This window comes from Actinomyces procaprae (assembly GCF_004798665.1).
GTDB lineage: Bacteria > Actinomycetota > Actinomycetes > Actinomycetales > Actinomycetaceae > Actinomyces > Actinomyces procaprae.
This window is the reverse complement of the sequence record NZ_CP039292.1, coordinates 1421827-1443424: the sequence shown is the minus strand read 5'-3', so window position 1 is coordinate 1443424 and position 21598 is coordinate 1421827. Positions and strand designations below refer to the sequence as shown.

At 70.0% G+C, this 21598-nt stretch carries 16 protein-coding genes and 2 pseudogenes; 4 read left to right on the top strand and 14 right to left on the bottom strand.

Features of this window, described 5'->3' with window-relative positions:
- Positions 1-35 precede the first annotated feature (35 nt).
- The 3 genes from E4J16_RS05695 to E4J16_RS05685 form a co-directional block, all read right to left on the bottom strand.
- Entirely contained in the window at positions 36-2162 is a 2127-nt protein-coding gene (locus tag E4J16_RS05695) for an HNH endonuclease signature motif containing protein (RefSeq protein WP_240038301.1), read from the bottom strand.
- Between the two features lie 213 nt (positions 2163-2375).
- Positions 2376-3029, bottom strand: coding sequence for a SatD family protein (locus E4J16_RS05690; RefSeq protein ID WP_136313486.1), 654 nt, complete (start codon positions 3027-3029; stop codon positions 2376-2378).
- Positions 3030-3149: 120 nt separating this feature from the next.
- On the bottom strand, positions 3150-3773 hold the full coding sequence (locus E4J16_RS05685; RefSeq protein ID WP_136313485.1) for a thymidine kinase: 624 nt from the start codon (positions 3771-3773) through the stop codon (positions 3150-3152).
- 172 nt (positions 3774-3945) lie between these two features.
- Between E4J16_RS05685 and E4J16_RS05680 the strand changes: the two genes are divergently transcribed.
- A complete protein-coding gene (locus E4J16_RS05680) occupies positions 3946-4707 on the top strand; it encodes a phosphatase PAP2 family protein (RefSeq protein WP_136313484.1) in 762 nt (253 codons plus the stop codon).
- On the opposite strand, the gene E4J16_RS05675 is transcribed toward E4J16_RS05680, so the two are convergent.
- Together E4J16_RS05675 and E4J16_RS05670 are read right to left on the bottom strand one after the other, a co-directional pair.
- Positions 4660-6360, bottom strand: a complete 1701-nt coding sequence (locus E4J16_RS05675) for a DNA polymerase Y family protein (protein ID WP_420809327.1) — start codon at positions 6358-6360, stop codon at positions 4660-4662. The two genes, E4J16_RS05680 and E4J16_RS05675, sit on opposite strands and share 48 nt — an antisense overlap.
- On the bottom strand, positions 6357-7271 hold the full coding sequence (locus E4J16_RS05670) for a hypothetical protein (RefSeq protein WP_136193894.1): 915 nt from the start codon (positions 7269-7271) through the stop codon (positions 6357-6359). Before E4J16_RS05670 ends, E4J16_RS05675 begins: the two co-directional genes overlap by 4 nt.
- A gap of 168 nt (positions 7272-7439) precedes the next feature.
- Here E4J16_RS05670 and E4J16_RS05665 point away from each other — a divergent pair, with 168 nt between their 5' ends.
- Positions 7440-8015, top strand: coding sequence for a YbhB/YbcL family Raf kinase inhibitor-like protein (locus tag E4J16_RS05665; protein WP_136313483.1), 576 nt, complete (start codon positions 7440-7442; stop codon positions 8013-8015).
- Entirely contained in the window at positions 8012-8761 is a 750-nt protein-coding gene (locus tag E4J16_RS05660) for an SDR family oxidoreductase (RefSeq protein ID WP_136193892.1), read from the top strand. The genes E4J16_RS05665 and E4J16_RS05660 overlap by 4 nt, the downstream gene beginning before the upstream one ends.
- An 8-nt stretch (positions 8762-8769) precedes the next feature.
- Here the strand turns inward: E4J16_RS05660 and E4J16_RS05655 are convergent, their stop codons facing one another.
- The gene (locus E4J16_RS05655) at positions 8770-9228 is read right to left on the bottom strand and encodes a tRNA (cytidine(34)-2'-O)-methyltransferase (protein ID WP_136193891.1); all 459 of its coding nucleotides are present in this window, start codon (positions 9226-9228) and stop codon (positions 8770-8772) included.
- A 137-nt stretch (positions 9229-9365) separates the two neighbouring features.
- The gene (locus E4J16_RS05650; RefSeq protein ID WP_136313482.1) at positions 9366-10823 is read right to left on the bottom strand and encodes a dihydrolipoyl dehydrogenase family protein; all 1458 of its coding nucleotides are present in this window, start codon (positions 10821-10823) and stop codon (positions 9366-9368) included.
- Between the two features lie 238 nt (positions 10824-11061).
- On the opposite strand from E4J16_RS05650, the pseudogene E4J16_RS05645 reads away from it, so the two are divergent.
- A pseudogene (locus E4J16_RS05645) lies at positions 11062-11654 on the top strand (YbaK/EbsC family protein).
- Between the two features lie 17 nt (positions 11655-11671).
- Here the strand turns inward: E4J16_RS05645 and E4J16_RS15670 are convergent.
- The 7 genes and pseudogenes from E4J16_RS15670 to acnA all read right to left on the bottom strand — a co-directional run bounded on the left by E4J16_RS15670 (position 11672) and on the right by acnA (position 21572).
- Entirely contained in the window at positions 11672-11851 is a 180-nt protein-coding gene (locus E4J16_RS15670; protein ID WP_240038405.1) for a 4Fe-4S dicluster-binding protein, read from the bottom strand.
- An 82-nt stretch (positions 11852-11933) separates the two neighbouring features.
- Positions 11934-13373 (bottom strand): annotated as a pseudogene (locus E4J16_RS05640) (NAD(P)-binding protein); the annotation flags it as partial.
- 1 nt (position 13374) lies between these two features.
- Entirely contained in the window at positions 13375-14502 is a 1128-nt protein-coding gene (locus tag E4J16_RS05635; protein WP_136193887.1) for a thiamine pyrophosphate-dependent enzyme, read from the bottom strand.
- The gene (gene porA, locus E4J16_RS05630; RefSeq protein ID WP_136313481.1) at positions 14499-15707 is read right to left on the bottom strand and encodes a pyruvate ferredoxin oxidoreductase; all 1209 of its coding nucleotides are present in this window, start codon (positions 15705-15707) and stop codon (positions 14499-14501) included. The genes E4J16_RS05635 and porA overlap by 4 nt, the downstream gene beginning before the upstream one ends.
- Positions 15697-16329: a 2-oxoacid:acceptor oxidoreductase family protein gene (locus tag E4J16_RS05625; protein ID WP_136193885.1), complete on the bottom strand. Its 633-nt coding sequence runs from the start codon at positions 16327-16329 to the stop codon at positions 15697-15699. Before E4J16_RS05625 ends, porA begins: the two co-directional genes overlap by 11 nt.
- A 1927-nt stretch (positions 16330-18256) precedes the next feature.
- Positions 18257-18514, bottom strand: a complete 258-nt coding sequence (locus E4J16_RS16325) for a helix-turn-helix domain-containing protein (RefSeq protein ID WP_476692237.1) — start codon at positions 18512-18514, stop codon at positions 18257-18259.
- 361 nt (positions 18515-18875) lie between these two features.
- Positions 18876-21572: an aconitate hydratase AcnA gene (gene acnA, locus E4J16_RS05615; RefSeq protein WP_136193883.1), complete on the bottom strand. Its 2697-nt coding sequence runs from the start codon at positions 21570-21572 to the stop codon at positions 18876-18878.
- Positions 21573-21598 lie beyond the last annotated feature (26 nt).

The window sequence follows — 21598 nt, the reverse complement described above, 5'->3', positions numbered from 1 at the left end:
CTGCTACGGGGAGGGCGGTTCAGAAAGGGCGGGCCTCAGAAGGGCGGAATCTCGTCCAGCAGCGGGGCCAGGCCGAGGTCGTGCAGGGCATCCGGATAAGGAACGGCCTCGAAGGCGCCGACTACCTGCCCGGGGCGGGGCCCACGGCTGGTTACCTGTGGAGGCCGACCGGGGCGGCCGGGACTGTCGGGGCGGCCGGGAGCGGTGGCGAGCTTCAGTCCGTGGCGAAGGCGGCTCACGACCGCGTCATCGACGGCCTGAGCGAGGCCCTCGGGCACGCGCTGCGCGGGCACGGCAAGCTGACGCGGCCCGAGCCGGTGAGCCATGAGGGTAATGGTTCCGTCCGCGTCACGCCGGTACCGGTGGCCGGTCGGAGTAGTCCACACCAAGGCATCCCCGTCTTGACGCGACAGGGTCCAGCCGGGTGTGTGCTTGAGACGGTGGTGGGCCTGGCACAGGACCGTTAGGTTGTTCAGGCTCGTGGTCCCGCCGTCGGCCCAGGCACGCACATGATCAATGTCGCAGCGGGAGGCCGGGACCGTGCAACCGGGGAACGTGCAGGATGTGTCCCTTGCCTGCACTAGGTCACGGAGGGCGGCCGGGGGCCGGTAGTGGGCGCGGCCCACATCCAGTACCGCCCCGGACAGCGGATCGGTGACCAGCCTGCGCCAGCTCCCTCCCAGTGCAAGAGCCCTGGCTGTGATGGCGGGGACCGCCACGCGGCCGGCACCGATCACAACCTCCGCCGCCCCAGCAGCCCCGGCACTGGCTCGCACACCACTCCCGCCGCCGGTTCCGGGCAGACTGCTCCCGCCGCCGGTTCCGGGCGTAGTCGCCCCACTTCCTACAGGCGCTGCTCCTCCCCCGGGCGAGGTGGGCAGACTCCTCCCATCACAGGCGGGCAGGCCTTCGCTGCCGTCTTCGGGTAGGAGCTGGTTCAACGGCACGGTGACGTCAACGTTGACAGTGATTCCAGGGGGCGGGAACACGGGAGTGATGCCGGATGGCGTCCACCATGGTCGAGACGGCTCCACCAAACCGCTTAGAGCTCCCAGCAGGCCCGCCAACGGCACCCCGTCCGGCAGCAGATCAGCAGCCCCCATCCCAGTGGTGGAGGTGCGGACGTCGCCGGCGCTCGCAGTCCGACAGGCCAGGTTCTGGCTGCCCTGCAAGGTGCGCAGGGTCATGCCGGTGATGGCATCGGCCCGCAGCTGCGACAGGGACCGGCTGTCGCCGGCGGCTCGTGCGCTGGCGGCGATCGCGTCCAGGGTGGCGTCCAGTAGTAGCGCGTCCAGGCTTGGCAGTAGCAGACGCATCTCGTGGGTCCCCTCACCGGCCGGACGGGGCCGGGTCACCCGCCGCCCCGCCACATCCCGCCTACGGCGACTGCTAGCACCGTTGGGGTCGAGGGCGGCCAGGGCCCGATCAATATCCCGCCCCAGCTGCGAGCAGGTGCGGCGTGGAGCACGGGCCAGCACCCGTTCCTGCACCGCTGCCGCCGTGTCGGGGTTGACGTCCTGCAGGCGGCGGATGATCAAGGCAGTCTTGGAGGTGTCCAGTAGACCGGCCCGGTGCAAGGCCTCCGTGGCTGCGAACTCGGGTTGTAGCAATGCCTGGCCACGGTCCAGGAGTAGGTCCGCACTGCTGCGAGTAGTGCCGAGTCGGGCGGCGATTTCCCCGCTGGCGGTGAACCTCCGCTCATCCTCGGTAATGAACTGCTCAAGCCGGCCACCCGGCCCCCAGGGCGGAGTGCCGCGGTTCATCTCCGCTGTCCGGGTCAGGCAGGCGGCAGCCACGCCCTCCGCCCAGGCCGCCCAGGCACCCAGCCGGTGGCAGGCCCCCACCAGTTCGCTGAGCACCTGGCCACCCAAACAGGCCAGCACATCAGCCCCTGCACCCTGTCCCCAGTCCACCCCCAGCCGCCCGGCCGCCTCGGCCAGCGTCCGCTCGGCCGGGCTGGTGACCGCTGCCAACACAGCGTCGGTATCGGGGATACTCAAAACCTCATTGGCGTCCACCGCGCCATCGGTGTCATCAGTGGTGACGTCCGGGTGGGCAGGCACCAGCAGCACCGACAACAGGCCCTCAATCAGATCTGCCAGGTCAGCGCCCGCCGGCACCCCCGACAGACGACCGACCAGGTCCTCAACCTCACCATCCATCCGGGATCCTGTCGCATGGCGAGGTTGAGGGCTTGCCAGGGGCCCGGCCGTCAGCTTCGCGGCAGCAGGCGACGGCACCCGACCCGCCCGGGCACGCCGGGCGGGCTGGCTCTCAACACCCCTACCTTCGAACATATGTACACAGTAGCGCGAGGGTCCGACATGAATTCGCCCCTCACAGCCCTAAACGCACCCGTACCAGTGAGACGTGCATCACGTTTTTCGCGCATCTCTCAGCACCCAGCAAGCCGCTTCAACCGGCCCCGCACCGGTTCGGCCCGCCACGGCGCACGCTCGCGCCGCCGACGTGCCAACGGGGGCAGCTAGCACGGCACAGATCCCACAGCCGACGGCGAACGCGATGAGTGACACCGCCCCGCCCCACTCGCTGGGCGCGAGCATCTCCCAAACGCTCCACACCACCGGGACGACGATGGCGACCACGACACCGGCGGCCGCAAGTCCCAGTGGTCCCCGGGCGAGGAGAATCCCGACGACGACTAGCACCCCGGTCCCGGCTGCGATTGCCAGGGCTCGCCGCCCCGGCGCCCCCTGCCGAAGAGTCGCCGCGCCAGCACCGTCGGCGTCGGCGGAGACCGTCTCCACCCGTCCGACACCAATGCCGAAGCGCAGGGCCAACCCCTCGGGAAGAAGCAGTTGGACGCGCACAGTGAGCGTCAGGGCGGCGGGCAGCGAGGCGGCGATGGCCTGAAACTCATCACCTACGGTGGCGATGGGCGATTGCGGCAGCGCCAGCCCCGCGGCCGCCCGCGTGAGCGCATCGGCGAAGGTGGCCTGCACGGCGTGCCGGTCGGTCAGACGCCGGGAACCGACGATGTCGGCGATGATGGCGTAGTAGACATCCACGCCTCCACGTGTATCGCTTGTATTTCCCCCAATACAAGGATCTCCTCGGGAGGGCGCTCTGGCCCGCATATCCCGGTGTGCGCCGGCTCGCGCGTCGCGTCCCGACGCCCTCACCGGCCCTCACTCCCCCGGCAGCACGCCCCCGAATTCCAGGTAGCACTTGCCACACAGGGACTCGTAGGTGACGTCGACGCCGTCGATGGCCACCTGATCGCCGTCGAAAACGAACTCCTCCCCCACCTTGCGGGCATTGAAGATGGCCTTGCGCCCGCAGCGGCAGATCGTCTTGAGCTCCTCCAGGGAGTGGGCGACCTCCAGCAGGCGGCGCGATCCGGGGAAGCTCATGGTGCGGAAGTCGGTGCGAATCCCATAGGCCAGTACGGGCACATCGTCGATGAGCACGATCTCCATGAGCTGGTCGACTTGCGCAGGGGTGAGGAACTGCGCCTCGTCGACCAGTACGCAGTCGACCATCTCACGCGGGCCGGCCTGCGGGTCGGCCGCGCGCTCCCCCAGGGCGGCCCGGCGTACAAGGGCACGCACGTCGTCGGTCGCGGTGACGAGCAGATCGACTCGACGGGTCATGCCCAGGCGGGAGACCACGGTGTCGTCACCCTTGGTATCAATGGCAGCCTTGACGAGGAGCACCCGCTGCCCGCGCTCCTCATAGTTGTAGGCGGTCTGGAGCAGTCCCGTGGTCTTACCCGAGTTCATGGCGCCGTAGCGGAAGTAGAGCTTGGCCATGAGTGTCCTGATTCCTCTCCCGGAGCGGGGCGCTCCCCTTCTCCGCAGCTTCCGGCGCCCGCCCGGCAGGTCCGGGGCCACGCCACCCGATGCTACCGGCCACCACACATCCGCCCCTACGCACACGCAAGCCACAGCCCAGACCCAGGATGCGTTTGTATGCTCTTGCTTTATGCAACAAACCATGGCCGTCCCGCAGCGGGATCCACGCCCGCGCCTGGCCCTGACGGCGGCTGCGGCGGCCGCCGTGTTCGTCTGGCTCGCAGTGACCACCGAGTCGGGCCGGTCCCTTGCCGCCCACGACCCCGCGGTCACGGCGTGGGCGGTGAGTCTGCGCCACGAGCTCATCACGGCAGTGGCCTGGATGTTCACGCACTTGGGCGGAACACTCGGGCTGACGGCGCTTACGGTGCTCACCTGCACCCTGCTCCTTCTGCGCGGCCTGCGTCGGCACGCCCTGGTGCTGGCCGGGGCGATGATCGGCTCCTCGCTGCTCACCGTGCTGCTGAAGATCATCTTCGCCCGATCCCGGCCATCAACCTCCCTGCTGCTGGGGCAGCCCGCATCCTCATGGTCCTTCCCGTCCGGGCACTCCTTCAACACCGGAGTCTTCATGGGGGTACTGGCCGGCTTCGTACTGTTCTCCACGACGGCGCCGGCACGCAAGGCGCTGGCAGCCACGGCGGCCAGCGTGGTCATTGTGCTGGTGGGCCTGTCACGCGTGTACCTCGCCTATCACTGGCTCACCGACGTGCTCGCAGGCTGGAGTATCGCCCTGGTCTGGCTGTGCGCAGTCGGCGTCACGGCCCTGACAGTCCATCGTCATTCTCGCCCCCTCCCGGCGCATAGCGGCCCACCCGAGCCCGGGAGGGCGCACCCGGATCAATCAGGAGTAGACGCCGTCGACCCACCACCGTCCCGAGCGGGCGAGTAACAGGGGCGGACCGACGTCGACGACGACCTGCAGATACGCCCGGCGCGAGGCGCCTCCGGGACGCCACCAGTGCTCGTCGACGGGCCAGGGTCCGGCCCAGGACAGGACCCGCACCCGCGTCGGCCGACTCCCCGAATCGCCGTCCCAGCCCGTACCCCACCGCGACGCCGCATGCCCCTCACCGGAGTATTCCACGGCCATGTCCGCAGGGGCGGCGGTCAGCTGGCCCTGCAGGTCGACCCCGACGTCCCGCCCATCCGCGTCAAGGAGGCGCGCGGGCAGCGGCTCAGGAGGGACGAGGGCGGGCGATGGCGTCGGCAGCGCACCATCCCAGGGGGCCGCGCTCGGAGCCTGCGCAGCACTCTCCCCCCAGTTGACAAGCGCGATTCGAGACCGCGGGTCGCGCCCGGGGAGCAGGTGAGGGACGCGGATACCACCCGCGCCGAGGAGGGACTCAACCCGCCCGGCGGCGCGATGCGCCCGCCGTTCCGCCTGCTCCCCGGGAGCACTCCACAGGCCGGCCTGAGCGGACCCCGCCGGCGTAAGGCCCAGGGCGACCAGGCGCAGATGAGTCAGGGGCGCGGCGGGAGGCCGTCCAGCCCGGCCTGCCAGCCACCCCTCCAGCTGCCAGCGCACGCGGTCGGTGAGCTCAGCAGGTGAGAGAGCAGTACCGAGCAGCCAGGAACGGCCCAGTTCCGCCCCGTTCTCGCATCGCGCCTCCACGCGGAGCTGTGCGGCAGACAGTCCCAGGGAGATGAGGCGCGCGGATAACTGCTCGGCCAGAGAACGCGCCGCCCACGCCGCGGTATCCGCACGCTCAACGGGCGGGTCCAGCAGGGTCTGCGCGGCGACGTCGGCGGCCGGGCGGACGACCCGCGGCAGGGTCTCCCAGCTTCCCGAGGCGAGACGGTGCAGGCGCTCCCCCTCGGGCCCGAAGCGGGCAGCGATATCGCGGCGGGGCAGCGCCGCCAGGTCACCCAGATGGCGCAGTCCGAGGCGGTCGAAGTCCTCCAGGAGGGGGCGCGCCCTCTGACGTCCCCGCTCAGTGGTAAGGGCGTGCAGCAGGTTCTCCAGCGGCCAGGGGGAGAGGAATTCGGGCGTGGTTCCGGGCGGGACGACGACGCCCCGGCGGGCGGCGAGGATGGCGCCGAGGAGGGAGTCGGCGATGCCGACCTGGCACTCGACCCCCGGGCCGGCGGCCACCGCCTCGACCAGTGCGGCGGCCAGCGGGTCCTCTCCTCCCGCCCACCGGGCAGGGCCGTGGGCGGTGGACAGCGCCAGCCCGGGGCGGGCGACGAGCGGGTCGGCAAGAAGCTCGGAGAGGGCCTCCATGACGGTTTCATACGCCCGCGCCTCACGATCGGGCTGCGGAGGCAGGACGATGAGCCCCGGGCACAGCGACCGGGCAACACGCAGTCGCATGCCACGGGCAACACCAACCGCTCGGGCTGGAGCCGATGCCGCGACGACGCCCCTTCCACCCACCACTGCGACGGGGGCCAGGGCCGGATCAGGCGTATCTGGGTGTCGGGCCTCCAGAGCCAGGGCGACTACCGGCCAGTCCGGGGTCCACACGGCGATGAGCCGCGGCTCACGGCGGTCTGGAGCCAAGTCCGGGGAGGAGGGGCCGACGGCGGGTGCGAAGGGGGTCACGCGGTCTCCTCCCGGGGCTCATGCGCCTCCGATCCGCCGACTACAACCAGGTGCGGCCGGGGCGTGCGGGCCGACGCGGCAGGCGTCTCGGGAGCCTCAGGGGCAAGATGCGCACCCGCGGCATCGAGCAGCAGGCGGAGCCGCCCGGGGTGGTGGGGGCCGTGGAGGGTCCAGGCCAGGCCTCGCAGGTAGCCCCCCGCCAGCTCCCGCGCCTCCTCCACCCGCGTGCGGTCATCCAGAGGGGTGACGCCCGCAGCCGGGGCGTCTGCCGCGTGCGGGCGTAGCGGGGATGCGGTCAGGGAGCGCGCCCCCTCCCAGGCGAAGGGGGTGAGTATCAGGCAGTGGCGCTCGCGGGCGCGGGCCAGGAGGGTGCGCCGGTCTCGGGGCCGTAGGCAGGATGCAGCCGTGGAGGATATGAGGAGGACGCTGACGCCGTCCAACAGGGCTCCGACGGCGGCCGTAAGCAGATTGGGCGGCAGGTCGACGGCGGGGACGGCGAGTACCCGGGAAAGATCCAGGCCGGCCTCGGCCGCGGCGCACCAGCCCAACCCCTCACAGCCGATGACCCCGCACCAGCCCGTCCGCCCCTGACGGAGGGCCGCCAGGGCGAGAAGCGCCCCCACGGAGCCGGTCAGGGTCGCCGCGCCGGCGGCATCAGCACCCACCGGCAGGAACGAGGCGAACGAGGACTCACCCATTCCCGGCACCGGCATCGGGGCCGCGAGCGCAGTGGCGCCGTCCACACGCACGTCCTGTTCCGCGTCGGCGAGTACGCGGGCGACCCGCACGGCCTCCCGACCGCGCACTCCGGCGCGGGACTCGGCGCGCAGCAGCGCGGCCCGGGCCGCGGCGAGGCGGTCCGCACGCGATGCGGTTGCGAGCTCCCCGGCACTACGACGAGCCTGTCCCATGACTCTCTCCTCCCAACGGCGAGTATATCGAACACCTGTTCGATCGGTCGTTGCAAGAGTAGCCTCCCCCGCTGACACGTATCTTTTAGGAGGCCGCGTCTACAGTGGTTGGCATCCGCCTGGTCGGCCGCCCCGACCGATGCTTCATCCGCCCTTAGGAGGCCCGTCATGACCGCAGACCTGACCCGTACTCGCCCGCCCTTCCCCTACGAATCGCTTCCCGCGCTCCCCGTCTTCACACTGGCCTCCGCGGACCTCGTCGACGGCGAGCGCATGCCCGATCACTTCACCGCGGTACATGAGAACATCTCCCCCGAGCTGCACTGGTCGGGTTTCCCGGCCGCCACCCGCTCCTTCGTCGTCTCCTGCTTCGATCCGGACGCCCCCTCTCCCGCCGGCTGGTGGCACTGGACGGTGCAGGACCTGGACGTATCGGTGACCTCACTGGCCCAGGGCGTGGGGGAATCCGACCTCCAGCTGGACGGCGCCGCCTTCCACGCCATCAACGACTCGGGCACGCACGCCTGGTCCGGCCCCTACCCGCCGGCGGGTGATGGAGACCACCGCTACATCTTCGCCGTCCACGCCCTGGACGTGGACACCCTCGGGCTCGACGACGACGCCTCGGCGACGGTTGTGGCCGCCCAGTGCTCCTTCCACGCCATTGCCAGGGCGCTGCTGACGGTCACCTACTCCCAGCCGGGCGAGCCCGGCGCCGCCCCGTTCCTCCAGGACCCGCAGTGACTTCCCGACGCCCGCTCGCGCTGGTCACGGGAGCCACATCCGGCATCGGCCTGGCAATCTGCCGCGACCTGGCCAGGGACCACGATCTGGTCCTCGTGGCGCGCAGCGCCGAGAACCTGGAATCGTGCGCCGACGCGCTCAGGGCCGCCCACGGCGCCTCGGTCAGGACCCTGCCCCTGGACCTTACCGATGACGCGGCCGTGGCCACTGCGATGGAGGATCTGGACCTGGAGCTGCTCGACGTGCTCGTGCACTCGGCCGGCATGGAGTCCGCTGCCGCACTGGCGGAGCTCACTGCCGAGCAGTGGCGGCGGGTACTGGATCTGAATGTGGTCGCCCCGGCGCATCTGACCCGCCTGCTGCTGGATCCGTTACGCGGGGCGCGCGGGCTGGTGGTGCTCATTAACTCCGGCGGGGGGCTGCGCGTATGGCCGGGGCAGACCCTCTACTGCGCCTCCAAGCACGCGCTGCGGGCCTTTGCCGACGGTTTGCGGGAGGAGGAACGCGGCCGTGTGCGCGTCACCACGATCTATCCCGGCCGGGTTGATACCCCGATGCAGCGGCGCCTGCACCACAAGAATGCCTCCATGGTGGAGGGAGCCGTCGACGGCGGAGCGGGACGTCCCTACCGCGCCGCGGATCATATGACGGCGCAATCGGTAGCCGCGTCGGTGCGGGTGGCGGTTGATATGCCGCTGGATGCCGTCGTCGAGGACCTTTCGGTCCGCCCCGGCCGGATGCTCTGAGGCGCCTGTCAGCCGGCGCCGGGGAAGCCGAGGCTGCGCCAGGCCTCGTAGAGGCCGACGGCGGCGGAGTTGGCCAGGTTGAGCGAGCGGCTGTCGGGAAGCATGGGGATGCGCGCGCGTCCGGTGACGCGCGGGTGCTCCATGATCGACTCGGGCAGGCCGGTGGGTTCGGGGCCGAAGAGCAGCGCGTCGTCCTCCCGCCAGGCGATCTCGGTGTAAAGAGTGGCGGTGTGGGCGGTGAAGGCGAAGATACGCCCGGGCAGCTGCTCCAGGCACTCCTCCCAGGAGGCGTGTACGCGCGTGCGGGCCAGGTCGTGGTAGTCGAGGCCGGCGCGACGCAGCTTGGCGTCATCCATGTCGAACAGGGGATCAACCAGGTGCAGCATGGCCCCGGTGTTGGCGCTCAGGCGGATGGCGGCGCCGGAATTGCCCGGGATGCGGGGTTCGAAGAAGACGACGTGAAGCACGCAGGACATCCTGCCACTGCCCCGCCGGCCTCCCGGCGGCGGGGCAGTGAACGTGTGGGCTGTGGCTCGCGGAGGGTCTGGGGCGCCAGCACTCTCCGGCCCTGACGCCGCCGCGGCGTCCGGCCGCGAGGTGCGGCTCAGCCCAGTGAGTCCAGGACGATGTTGAGCCCCTCCCCCATGGTCGGGTGGGAGATGGGGGCGTCCCGCAGCTGCTGCCAGGGCATGCCCGCGAGCATGGCCACCTGGACGGCGGTGATGACCTCTCCGGCACTGTCACCGATGATGGCGGCGCCGAGGATCTGGTCGGTGTCGGCGTCGACGATCACCTTGTAGAAGCCGGCGGTGGCGCCCAGCGTCTTGGCGCGGGGAACGGCGGCGGTGGGGGTCTTGGCGACGCGCACGTTGTGCCCGGCGGCCCGTGCCTGGGCCTCGGTGAGGCCCACGTGCCCGAGCTCGGGGGTGGCAAACACGGTCCAGGGGATGACCCGTCCGGCGGTGGAGGCGTCGCGGCCGTCCAGCAGGTCGCGCAGCACCCGGAAGTCGTTCCAGGAGGCGTGGGTGAACATGGGCGTGCCGGCCACGTCTCCGGCCGCATAGACACCGTCGGCGGTGGTGCGCAGGTGGTCGTCGACGCGCACGAAGCCCCGCTCGGTCAGTTCCACGCCGGCCGCCTCCAGGCCCAGCCCGGCCGTGACCGGGGTCCGTCCCAGGGCGAGGAGCAGGTGGGAGCCGGTGGCCTCGCGGCCGTCCTCGGTGCGCACCACCACCGGCCCGGAGCGGGCCGAGGAACGCACGGCGCTCACGCGGGCGCCGGTGAGGACCTCCACGCTGAGCGCCTTCAGGCCGGCGGTGACCTCGGCGGCGACGTCGTCGTCCTCCCGGTTCAGCACGTGCTCCCCGGAGTGGAGCAGCGTGACGGGCACACCCAGCATTCCCATCAGGGAGGCCATCTCCACGCCGATGACCCCACCGCCGAGGATGAGCAGGTGCCCGGGCAGCTCGGGCAGGGTGAGCAGGTCCTCGCTGGTCCAGTAGGGGGTGTCGGCCAGGCCCGGAATACTGGGGATGGCCGGGGTGGTGCCGGTGTTGATCAGGACACGGCTGCCGCGCACCCGGCGCACGGCGCCGTCGGCGGTGGTGACCTCAACGGTGCGCGGGGCCACGAAGCGCGCGGTGCCGCGGACGAAGTCCATCCCGGAGTCGGCGAACATGGTCTCGTGGGCCGCCACCATGCCGCCGACGACGCTCTCCTTGCGGCGGCGCAGCGCGGAGATGTCGATGCGGGCGCGGGTCAGCAGCGCGGTGTCGTCGCGTGAGCTGGAGTCGTCGGCGCCCAGTTCGGGCAGGGACACGCCGTAGGCGGCCGCACCCTGGACCTGGTGCAGGACGCGGGCGGAGGAGATCAGGGTCTTGGTGGGGATGCAGGCGACGTTGATGCAGGTGCCGCCGACCTTGTCGCGCTCAACCATGACTACGCTGTCGCCCTTGCGGGCACGCAGCATGGCCAGTGACTTGCCTGCCTTACCCCCTCCGACGACGAGTAGATCGACCTCCTGGACCTGTGGGGACGCGGTGACGGCGGTGGTGTCGCCCATGTACTTCTCCTCGGTCTTCCCGTGCCGGTCCCATGCCCACTCGGGCCTCCGGTCCGCGGCGGTGCTCGTGAGGCGCGCGTGCCTCGATCGGTTGTTGTCGCAGGTGGCAACGCCGCACATGCACCGGTTCATTCCCGCTGTTGATCACCGCTGTGGGACAACTGCGCCGTAGACTCCCTGCGGAGCTCCCCTCTGGCCAGGGCTCCTCCCGCCGCCCAGAATTGAGAGGTTGTGCCGTATGACCGAACTGCGTGAACCCGCCGATGTCTTCGCCGAGACGCTCGGCTGGCAGCCCGCCCTGGAGCGCACGGACCTGCTCGCCCCGCCCGTGGCGGCAGCGCTACGGGCCCTCGCCGACACCACGGAGGGGCATGACCTGGCTGCTGCGGCGCAGGTGGTGGAGATCGACCCCTCCCTGTCCGACACGGACGCGCTGAACGCCGAGTACTCGCTGAACCCCGAGGCCACCGGTAACTGCGTACTGGTGGCGGGTAAGCGCACGGGCGAGCGGCGCTTGGCGGCCTGCGTGGTGCGGGCCACCGACTTCGCCGACGTCAACCACCTGGTCAAGCAGCTCATCGACGTGCGCAAGGCGTCCTTCCTGCCCATGGAGCAGGCCGTGGAGATGAGCGGCATGGCCTACGGCGGCATCACCCCGCGGTCGGCCTGCCCGCCGACTGGCGGCTGCTGATCGACGCGCAGGTGGCCGCGCGCGACACGATGCTCATCGGCTCCGGCGTGCGCCACTCCAAGCTACTGGTGCCCGGGGTCCTGCTTGCCGCCCTGCCCGGCGCCGAGGTGATCGAGAACCTGGGCGTGACCCCCGGCTGACGCCGGCCGAGGCGCCGTCAGCTCAGCTCCGGGACCATCTCGATGGCGCCGCAGGGGCACTCCTCCACGCAGATGCCGCAGCCCTTGCAATAGTCGTAGTTGAAGGCGTAGCGCTTGCCGGGCTCCAGCTTGATCACGGCGTTGTCCGGGCACACCCCGAAGCAGTTGTCGCACTCGAAGCAGTTGCCGCAGCTCATGCAGCGCCGTGCCTCGAACAGGGGCGTCATCCGCGCTGAGTCCCTGGACGACCTCGTCGAAGGTCTGGGAGCGGCGGGCCCCTTCCAGGCGCTCGCGCACCTGCTGGGGCGCGTCGGAGTAGTACCAGGCGTTGATAGCACCGATTTGGGCCAACGGATGACGCTCCGGGTGCTGGTAGACCTCGCCGCGCAGGTAGGCGTCGATGGCGCGGGCGGCCTGCTTGCCGTGTCCGATGCCGACCGTGACGGTGCGCTGGGAGGGCACCATGTCGCCGCCGGCGAACAGTCCCGGGTGGCCGGTCATGAACTGCTCATCGACCTGCACCACACCGTCCTTGATCGTCAGCCCCTCCACCCCGTCGACCAGGCCCAGGTCGGATTCCTGCCCCAGGGCCAGGACCAGGGAGTCGGCCTCCAGGTCCTCGAACTGACCGGTGGGCTGGGGGAAGCCGGTCTCGTCCAGTTCCATCTTCTCGATGCGCAGCTTGCCGGCGTCGGCGTGCTGGACGGTGGACAGCCACCGCATCTGGATGCCCTCCTCCAGGGCCTCAACGACTTCGGAGTCGTGGGCGGGCATGCGGTCGCGGGTGCGCCGGTAGACGATGATCGCCTCCTCGGCGCCCAGGCGCTTGGCGGTGCGGGCGGCGTCGAGGGCCGTGTTGCCACCGCCGTAAACCACCACGCGCCGCCCCAGCATCAGCTGGTCGGCGGCGTCGTCGCCGGCCTCACGGTCGTCCTCCACGTCCTTGAGCAGGGTGACGGCGTCGAGGATGCGGGCGGCTTCACCGGCCGGAATGTAGGTGCGCCGCCCGACCTGGGCGCCGATGGCCAGGAACACGGCGTCGAACTCGCCGGAGTCCAGATCGGAGGTGATGTTATCGACCTTGCTGTTCAGGATGAAGTGGACCCCCATGCCCTCGATGCGGGCGATCTCGGCGTCGAGCACATCGCGGGGCAGGCGGTAGGCGGGGATGCCGTACCGCATCATCCCGCCCGCCCTGGGGGCGGCGTCGCGGACGGTGACGGCGTGTCCGCGCCGGCGCAGCTGGTAGGCGGCGCTGAGCCCGGCCGGGCCGGCCCCGACCACCAGCACGTGCTTACCGGTATCCGGCGCGCACGGGTCGGGCTGCCACCCCTGGCGCAGCGCCTCGTCGCCCAGGAAGCGCTCGACGGCGTTGATGCCGACGGCCTCGTCCACCTTGCCGCGGTTGCAGGCGGTCTGACAGGGGTGGTAGCACACGCGGCCCATGACGGCGGGCAGCGGGTTGTCGCGCATGAGCGTGCGCCAGGCCCGCTCGTAGGAGCCGTCCTCGGCGTCATAGAGCCATTTCTGAATGTTCTCCCCGGCGGGGCAGGCGTCGTTGCAGGGCGGGAGGAAGTCGCGGTAGACCGGGCGCTCCACCCGCCAGGCGCCGGTCTTGTTCTCCAGGGAGGAGGCCGTGGCCAGGGTGATGGCGAAGGGACGGACCTTTCCGGCGCCACCCCCGGCGGACGCGGCTTCAGGAGCAGTAATAGTGGTCATGTCAGTCCTCCTTGGGGGCGTCGTTGAGGTCCGCACGTGCCCCCAGGGTGGAGGCGGCGCCCGTGACCTCGTCGTTCAGGACAGGGACCGCATCGGGATGCCCCAGCAGGCCGTAGCGACGAATGTTGCGGTCGGCGATGGCCTGGATGCGGGCGATCGTCTGCTCGTCCCGGGTGGGTCGGAACAGGTGGGCATAGCGACGCTGGAGCACCAGGTAGTCCTCCACCGGCACCTGGCGGCGGATGGGGCTGACCCCGGTGACCTCGCCGTGCTCGGCCTCGAAGACCGGGAAGAGCCCCGACTCCACTGCCAGGCGGGCGATGCGCACGGTGTGGGAGGACTTCGACCCCCAGCCCAGGGGGCAGGGGACGAACACGTGGATATAGCGGGGACCGTGCAGGCTCATGGCGTAGGCGACCTTGCGCTCCAGGTCGTGCAGGTCAGCGACGGTGGCTGTGGCCACGTAGGGGATCTCGTGGGCCATGGCGATGCGGGGCACGTCCTTGCCCTGGCCGAACACGTTGCCCGGGGCGTCTCCCACCGCCTGCGTGGTGGCGGTGCGAACCGCCGGTGGGGTGGCGCCCGAGCGCTGCACCCCGGTGTTCATGTAGGCCTGGTTGTCGTAGCAGACGTAGAGGACGTCGTCGCCGCGTTCGAACATGCCGGAGAGGCAGCCGAAGCCGATGTCGACGGTGCCGCCGTCGCCGCCCTGGGCGACCACCCGGATGTCGTCACGCCCCTTGGCCCTCAGCCCCGCGGCCACGCCGGTGGCGACGGCGGGTGCGTTGCCGAACAGGGAGTGCAGCCAGGGCAGGCGCCAGGCGGACTCGGGGTAGGGCGAGGAGAAGACCTCCAGGCAGCCGGTGGCGTTGACGGTGACCAGGCTGCCTCCGGCCTGCTCGGCCGCCGCCGTGGCGGCGTCGAGCACGTAGCGGGCGCCCAAGGCCTCCCCGCAGCCCTGGCAGGCGCGGTGCCCGGAGGTGAGCGTGTTGTTCCGCTCCCGGCTGGACTGGAGGGAGCGGACCTCCGGCAGGAGCCGGTTGCCGACGGCGAAGGAGCCGACCTGGTAGAAACGGGTCCGACCCTCCGACTGCTGTGGTGCGGTGGTGGCGGTGGTCGACGTCGTCATGATGCTGCTCCTTCCGTGCGGGGGCCGACGGCCGCCAGGTGGGCGGCAACGGTGGCTTCATCCAGGTCCAAGAACTCCAGCGGGGCGAGCTCGCCGCGGTCGGCGCGGCGCAGTACCTCCACCAGGGAGGCCGCGGTAATGTCGCGGCCTCCCAGGCCTGCGGCAACCGTGGTCAGGGCGACCTCGCCCGCACGGTTCCAAAGGACGCGACGCAGGTCCTCCTCGACGATGCCGCCGCGCCCCAGGGAGAAGGCGCGCTCCAGGCTCACCACCCGCCCGGCCCCGGCCAGCGCACGCGCCATGGCGGCCTCCGGGAAGGGACGGAAGGAGGTCAGCGCCACCAGGCCCACCGGTACGCCGTCGTCCCGGAGGGTGTCGACGGCGTCCTTGAGCGTGCCGGTCACCGACCCCAGCGCAACGACAATGGTTTCGGCGCCCTCGGTGCGGTAGGCGTGCAGGAGGCCGCCGGACTGCCTGCCGAAGGCCGCGGCGAACTCCCGGCCCACGCGGTCAACCACCTCGAGGGCCGCCTGCTGCTTGCGGTGTGCCAGGTAGCGGACCTCGGTGAAGGCCTCGGGCCCGACCATCGCGCCGATGGTGACGGGATCCTTCGGGTCGAGGCTCTGGACGGGCTGGAACGGGGGCAGGAAGGCGTCCACCTGCTCCTGTTCGGGCACGTCCACGCGTTCGACGCCGTGGGTGAGGACGAAGCCGTCCATGCAGACCATGACCGGCAGGCTCAGCTCCTCGGCGATGCGGAAGGCCTGAACGTGCAGGTCGGCGGCCTCCTGGTTGTCCGCGGCGAAGAGCTGGAGCCAGCCGGACTCGCGCTGGCTCATGGTGTCGGACTGGTCGTTCCAGATATTGATGGGGGCGCCGATGGCGCGGTTGGCGACGGTCATGACGATCGGCAGGCCCAGGCCGGAGGCGTTGTACACGGCCTCCGCCATGAACAGCAGTCCCTGAGATGCGGTGGCCGTGTAGGCCCGGGCGCCCACAGCGCTGGCGCCGATGGCGACGGACTGGGCGGCGAACTCGGACTCGACGTTGACGTACTCGGAGTCCAGCTCACCCACCTTGACCAGCCGGGACAGTTCCTCCACGATGTGCGTCTGCGGTGAGATCGGATAGGCGCACACCACATCCGGGCGGCAAGCGGCCACGGCGGCGGCCACGGCCTTGGAGCCCTCTATTTCACGCAGCACCGGCTTCCTCCTCGTGGTTGTTGTCAGTCTGGGTTCGGCAGTCGGCGGGCTCGCGCGCCAGCTTGTCCACGATGATTTCGTGGGCGGCCCGGGCGGCGGCGATGTTTCGCTCGCCGACCTTTCCCGAGAAGCGGTCCGAAATGGCGGCGCACAGGGACTCGATGCCGAGGACGTCGGTTACGGCGGTGAATGCTCCGAGCAGGACGGCGTTGGGCAGTGGCCGCCCCAGGTGCTCCATGGCCAGGTCAGTGGCGGGCACCGTCAGGCGGTGCTCCGGAGGGACGGCGGCCACCGTGGCCGGGTCCAGGTCGAAGTCGTCGAAGGACTTGGCGGAGTTGATGAGTGCATAGCCGCCGGTTCGCAGACCGGCGAAGACGTCAATCACGCCCAGCAGGGTGGGGTCCTGGACGATCACGGCGTCCGGGGCGAGCACGGGCTCGTGGGTACGGATGGGTCGGGTGTCGATCCGGCAGTAGGAGACCACCGGCGCTCCCGTGCGCTCGGAGCCGAAGGACGGGAAGGCCTGGGCGTACCGGTCCTCCTTGAAGGCGGCGTACGCCAGTAGGTCTGCCGCAGTCACCACTCCCTGGCCACCGCGACCGTGGATTCGGATCTGGAACATTTGGCCTCCTCGCCCGGCGCCCGTATCGGGGCCGCGTTCGCTCAGGTCCGACTTTAGGACGCCGAGTCAGATCCGTGAGCACACTCACACGCCGAATTCTCCGAGCGAGCGCCTTTGTCCCGACAATTCCGTGCACTCACACCTAGTCCGCAGGCACCCCGGCCGGGGTGCCCTCCGGGGTCCGTCCCGCCCTGGCAAGCCACCGGCACTCCCGACGACGACGTCGGCGTAATCGCATGCTTCCGGCGCTCTCGGGGGTCGGCTCGACACCCTTCGCCGGGCCCTGTTCTGCGGTTGAGCAGGGCAGGTTCGGGCTCACCCGACCGCCCCATGTAGTCGTATCCGAGCAGGGTCAGCGCAGCGTGATCGGCGCAAGCTGAGCTCACGCCGATCACGCAAATCGCAGTAATGTATGACACGCCGAAAACCGCGTGACCACACCAAAAAGGCAACGTTGTATTTACGTAATTAACGTAACGCTGCGAGAGCGAGCGCTCCGGATGAATCTTCACAGCGCCACGGACGCGGCGAGGCAACCGCGCCTTCTTCGCGTGCACGTGGGGAGCATGCGGGAACTACGCGCTGGCAGAACCCTCTTTGAATGCGCCTTCCCTCGCCAGGAGGTCCCTCAGGCTGTCCAGAGTTCGCCTGATGACGGGGAGGTCCAGGCCAGCGCAAGGTGGTGCGGACCCCCGCGTGCACTGCACCGCGCGCACTCCCGGCTCAGTCTTCCCGCAACATCGCACCGATCTGCTCCCCCGAGCCGCCGAGCCTGGCGAAAACGGCTCAATGAACCTCCCGCCAAAGGGAGCTTCTGATGCTCGCAGGTGCGGCCGGTGAAGGTGGCGTCGAGGAGCTGCGCCCCGGCCCGGGGGGGCGGGAGCCCTGGCCTGAGGGTTCGGGCGCCCCGGCCTGAGGGGTCGCGCACGCTACAGGTAGTGTCACCCGCCGGCCCCCATCCCTGCTACCCAACCCCTGCGCTCCATTACGCGCGCTGTCATCCCTGGCCTATGCAGTCACCGGCGACCGCGCCAGCCCCAGCACCCGGGTCCCGGGCCACCAGTAGACCAACTGACCCGCACCAGAACCAGACACCCAAGCCACCACCAGACCAACCAGCACCAAACACCCAAGCCACCACCAGACCAACCAGCACCAAACACCCAAGCCACCACCAGACCAACCAGCACCAAACACCCAAGCCACCACCAGACCAACCAGCACCAAACACCCAAGCCACCACCAGACCAACCAGCACCAAACACCCAAGCCACCACCAGACCAACCAGCCCCCACCAGACCAACCGCCCCGCACCAGAACCAGACACCCAAGCCACCACCAGACCAACCAGCCCCCACCAGACCAACCGGCCCGCACCAGCACCAGACACCCAAGCCACCACCTGCCCCGACGACGCTCAGTAACCCACCAAATGGCGTGGCAGACCCCTAATAGGCGTAGCGCACAGCCACATCGTCAAGCACGGGCCAACCACCGCAACCCCGTACACGACCCCCGAGTGCGGATCTGGAATGTCGTGACGATTCCTGACCAAGCATGCTCCTGGCAGACTCGTTAGCCGCGCCACCTGGTCGCAGGCGGCCCCACCACCATGAGTCACGCCGATCCATGCCAGCCCTACACTGTCCACCCCAGCACTATCCTCGTGAGCCAGGCTCGCATGTTTCCACCCGATCTCACACACCTCAATCCGCATTCCCGCCCGAGGCGCGGGCGGGCGCACGGGGCGGGCGGACAACCGGCACCCACAGACAGACGAGCAGAGCCCACAGACAGACGAGCAGAGCCCACAGACAGACGACCAGTGCCCACAGGCAGACGACCAGTGCCCACAGGCAGGCGAGCAGCACCCACAGGGGGACGCATGGGCAGACAACCGGAGCCCGAAGCATCGCTGCGATGCAGCTAAAAGAACGTGGTACGCCGCCGCCTCGCCTCCGGAGGGGCGAACAGGTCGGTGACCGGTAGGTTCAAGTACCAGGCGACACGCTCGAGTTCATCAATACGCCAGGCGACTCTATGCGTGTAGCGCAGGGAAACTGCCGAACGGGACAAGCCGAGTTCGCGAGCCAGGTCCCCTTGGGTAACTCCGACTCGCGCTGCTTCCAGGCGAACGTTGGCCGCCACAGTCTCAGACAGTTTCACCGGACGATCAACCGGCATCAACCCCCCGATGGTGGAAACCAGCCCCTTGGGGCGATTCGCCAGCTCGCCGAGTCCCCCATGCGGTGCGGGCCGACCGTTGGCGTCGTCCACATCCCCATCCGGACTCCAGCCCGCTCCCCATATCCCATCCATTGTCGTCTCCTCTCCCTTAGCGCACCTCGTTCGCGCCAGTGACGCCGGTGTTCGGCCGACCCGGACTGAGCCGGCCAAGCACCGAGACATCGCAAGATACTGACGCAATCGCGAAATGTGCGCAGCGGAGGTGTGGAGAGCACCCGCGGCACCTGGCATGAAACACACCTGTGGACGCCGGTGCGCCCTCCGCTGAGGACCGAGACTGCGGCGGGCGGGCCGCCTCCTACCGCTGGTCGCCGCGCGCCAGGCCGCGCAACACGTACTGCAGGATGCCGCCGTTACGGAAGTAATCCGCCTCACCGGGGGTGTCTATACGCACAGTCGCCTCAAAGGCGACCTGCTCACCGTCGTCCCGCCGGGCCGTGACCGTGACAGTGCGAGGGGTGACGCCGTCGTTCAGAGCCGTCAGGCCGGTGATCGAGAAGGTCTCGGTGCCGTCCAGGCCAAGTGTGGCCGCCGACTCGCCGACGGGGAACTGCAGCGGCACCACGCCCATGCCAATGAGGTTGGAACGGTGAATGCGCTCGAATGACTCGGCAATGACCGCCTTGACCCCGAGCAGGGCCGTGCCCTTGGCCGCCCAGTCACGCGAGGAGCCGGAGCCATACTCCTTTCCGCCCAGCACAACCAGCGGCACCCCGGCCTCCTGGTAGGCCTGTGCGGCGTCGAAGATCGTCTCCTGCCGACCGGTGAGGAAGTTGCGGGTGTAGCCGCCCTCCACGCCGTCTAGCAGCTGGTTGCGCAGGCGGATGTTGGCGAAGGTGCCGCGGATCATGACCTCGTGGTTGCCGCGGCGCGAGCCGTAGGAGTTGAAGTCCTTGCGCGCCACCCCGCGGGCGGCCAGGTAGCGGCCCGCCGGGGAGTCGGCCTTGATGGCACCGGCCGGGGAGATGTGGTCGGTAGTGACCGAGTCTCCCAGCAGGGCGAGCACACGGGCTCCGGTCACGTCCTCCACGGGGGTCAGCTCCATGGTCAGCCCATCGAAGAAGGGGGCCTTGCGCACGTAGGTGGAGTCATCGTCCCAGGTGAAGGTCTCCCCCTCCGGGGTGTCCAGGCCCTGCCAGCGCGCATCGCCGGCGAACACGTCGGCGTAGTCACGCGTGTACATCTCCCGGTCGATGGTGGCGTCGATGACGGCCTGTACCTCGGCGGGGTCGGGCCAGATGTCGGCCAGGAACACGTCCCGGCCCGCAGCGTCCTGGCCCAGCGGCTCGGTGTCGAAGTCGAAGTCCATGGTGCCGGCCAGGGCATAGGCGATCACCAGCGGCGGGGACGCCAGGTAGTTCATCTTCACGTCGGGGTTGATGCGCCCCTCGAAGTTGCGGTTGCCGGACAGCACCGACACGACCGCCAGGTCGGCGTCATTGACGGCCGCCGACACCTCGGCGGGCAGCGGACCGGAGTTGCCGATGCAGGTGGCGCAACCGTAGCCGACCAGGTTGAAGCCGAGCTCGTTCAGGGCCGGCCACAGCCCGGCCTTCTCGTAGTAGTCGGTGACCACCTGGGAGCCGGGGGCGGTGGAGGTCTTCACCCAGGGCTTGGAGCGCAGCCCCTTGGCGACGGCGTTGCGCGCCAGCAGCCCGGCCGCAACCATCACCGACGGGTTGGAGGTGTTGGTGCAGGAGGTGATCGACGCGATGGCCACATGGCCGTGGTCAAGGGTGACCTGCGTGCCGTCCGCGAGCGTGACCGGCGTGGGCTTGTGGGCCTCGTCGGCATACGTCGGCAGGGTCTTCTCGAAAGAGGCCTTCGACTCGGACAGCTCGATACGGTCCTGGGGCCGCTTGGGGCCGGCGATGGAGGGCACCACGGTGGACAGGTCCAGCTCGAGGTACTCGGAGTAGGTCGCCTGCCGCGAGGGGTCGTGCCACAGGCCCTGGGCCTTGGTGTACTCCTCGACCAGGCGGATGTTCTCCTCGGAGCGTCCAGTCAGGCGCAGGTAGTCCAGGGTGACGTCGTCGATTGGGAAGATGGCGGCGGTGGAGCCGAACTCGGGGCTCATGTTGCCGATGGTGGCGCGGTTGGCCAGCGGCACCGCGGCCACGCCCTCGCCGTAGAACTCCACGATCTTGCCGACGACGCCGTGCGCGCGCAGCATCTGGGTGATGGTGAGCACCACATCCGTGGCGGTGGCGCCGGCGGGGATCGACCCGGACAGCTTGAAGCCGACAACGCGCGGGATCAGCATGGACACGGGCTGGCCGAGCATGGCGGCCTCCGCCTCGATACCGCCCACGCCCCAGCCCAGCACGCCCAGGCCGTTGACCATGGTGGTGTGCGAGTCGGTGCCCACGCAGGTGTCCGGATAGGCCTGGGTGACGGGAGCGCCGTCGGCCCCCGTGGTCTCCCGAGTGAAGACAGTGCGGGCAAGGTACTCGATGTTGACCTGGTGCACGATGCCGGTGCCCGGCGGGACCACGCGGAAGTTAGCCAATGCCCCCTGCCCCCAGCGCAGGAACTGGTAGCGCTCCGCATTGCGCTCGTACTCGCGCTCCTTGTTGCGCTCCAGAGATGTGGACAGGCCGAAGGAGTCGATCTGCACGGAGTGGTCGATGACCATCTCGGCGGGGGCCAGCGGGTTGATGACCTCCGGGTCGCCCCCCAGCTCGGCCACCGCCTCACGCATGGTGGCCAGATCCACGATGCAGGGCACGCCCGTGAAGTCCTGCATGACCACCCGCGCCGGGGTGAACTGGATCTCCGTGCTGGGCTCGGCGGCAGGGTCCCACGAGGCCAGCGCGCGCACGTGCTCGGCGGTGACGTTGGCGCCGTCCTCGGTGCGCAGCAGGTTCTCCGCCAGGACCTTCAGGGCATAGGGCAGCCGGTCCAGGCCGGCGACGGCGTCGAGCCGGAAGATCTCATAGGGGCGCCCGTCCACGTCGAGGGTGGCACGGGAGTTGAAGGTGTCAAGACTCGTCAAGTTCATTCCTGTTCATCCTGGTGCGC

Excerpts from the sequence above, each read along its gene's own strand:
- E4J16_RS05635 (WP_136193887.1), bottom strand. The coding sequence starts at position 14,502 with ATGACGACGTCGACCACCGCCACCACCGCACCACAGCAGTCGGAGGGT.
- E4J16_RS05650 (WP_136313482.1), bottom strand. The coding sequence starts at position 10,823 with ATGGGCGACACCACCGCCGTCACCGCGTCCCCACAGGTCCAGGAGGTC.
- E4J16_RS15670 (WP_240038405.1), bottom strand. The coding sequence starts at position 11,851 with ATGAGCTGCGGCAACTGCTTCGAGTGCGACAACTGCTTCGGGGTGTGC.
- E4J16_RS05670 (WP_136193894.1), bottom strand. The coding sequence starts at position 7,271 with ATGGGACAGGCTCGTCGTAGTGCCGGGGAGCTCGCAACCGCATCGCGT.
- E4J16_RS05695 (WP_240038301.1), bottom strand. The coding sequence starts at position 2,162 with ATGGATGGTGAGGTTGAGGACCTGGTCGGTCGTCTGTCGGGGGTGCCG.
- E4J16_RS05685 (WP_136313485.1), bottom strand. The coding sequence starts at position 3,773 with ATGGCCAAGCTCTACTTCCGCTACGGCGCCATGAACTCGGGTAAGACC.
- E4J16_RS16325 (WP_476692237.1), bottom strand. The coding sequence starts at position 18,514 with ATGCCGGTTGATCGTCCGGTGAAACTGTCTGAGACTGTGGCGGCCAAC.
- E4J16_RS05625 (WP_136193885.1), bottom strand. The coding sequence starts at position 16,329 with ATGTTCCAGATCCGAATCCACGGTCGCGGTGGCCAGGGAGTGGTGACT.
- E4J16_RS05680 (WP_136313484.1), top strand. The coding sequence starts at position 3,946 with ATGCAACAAACCATGGCCGTCCCGCAGCGGGATCCACGCCCGCGCCTG.
- E4J16_RS05665 (WP_136313483.1), top strand. The coding sequence starts at position 7,440 with ATGACCGCAGACCTGACCCGTACTCGCCCGCCCTTCCCCTACGAATCG.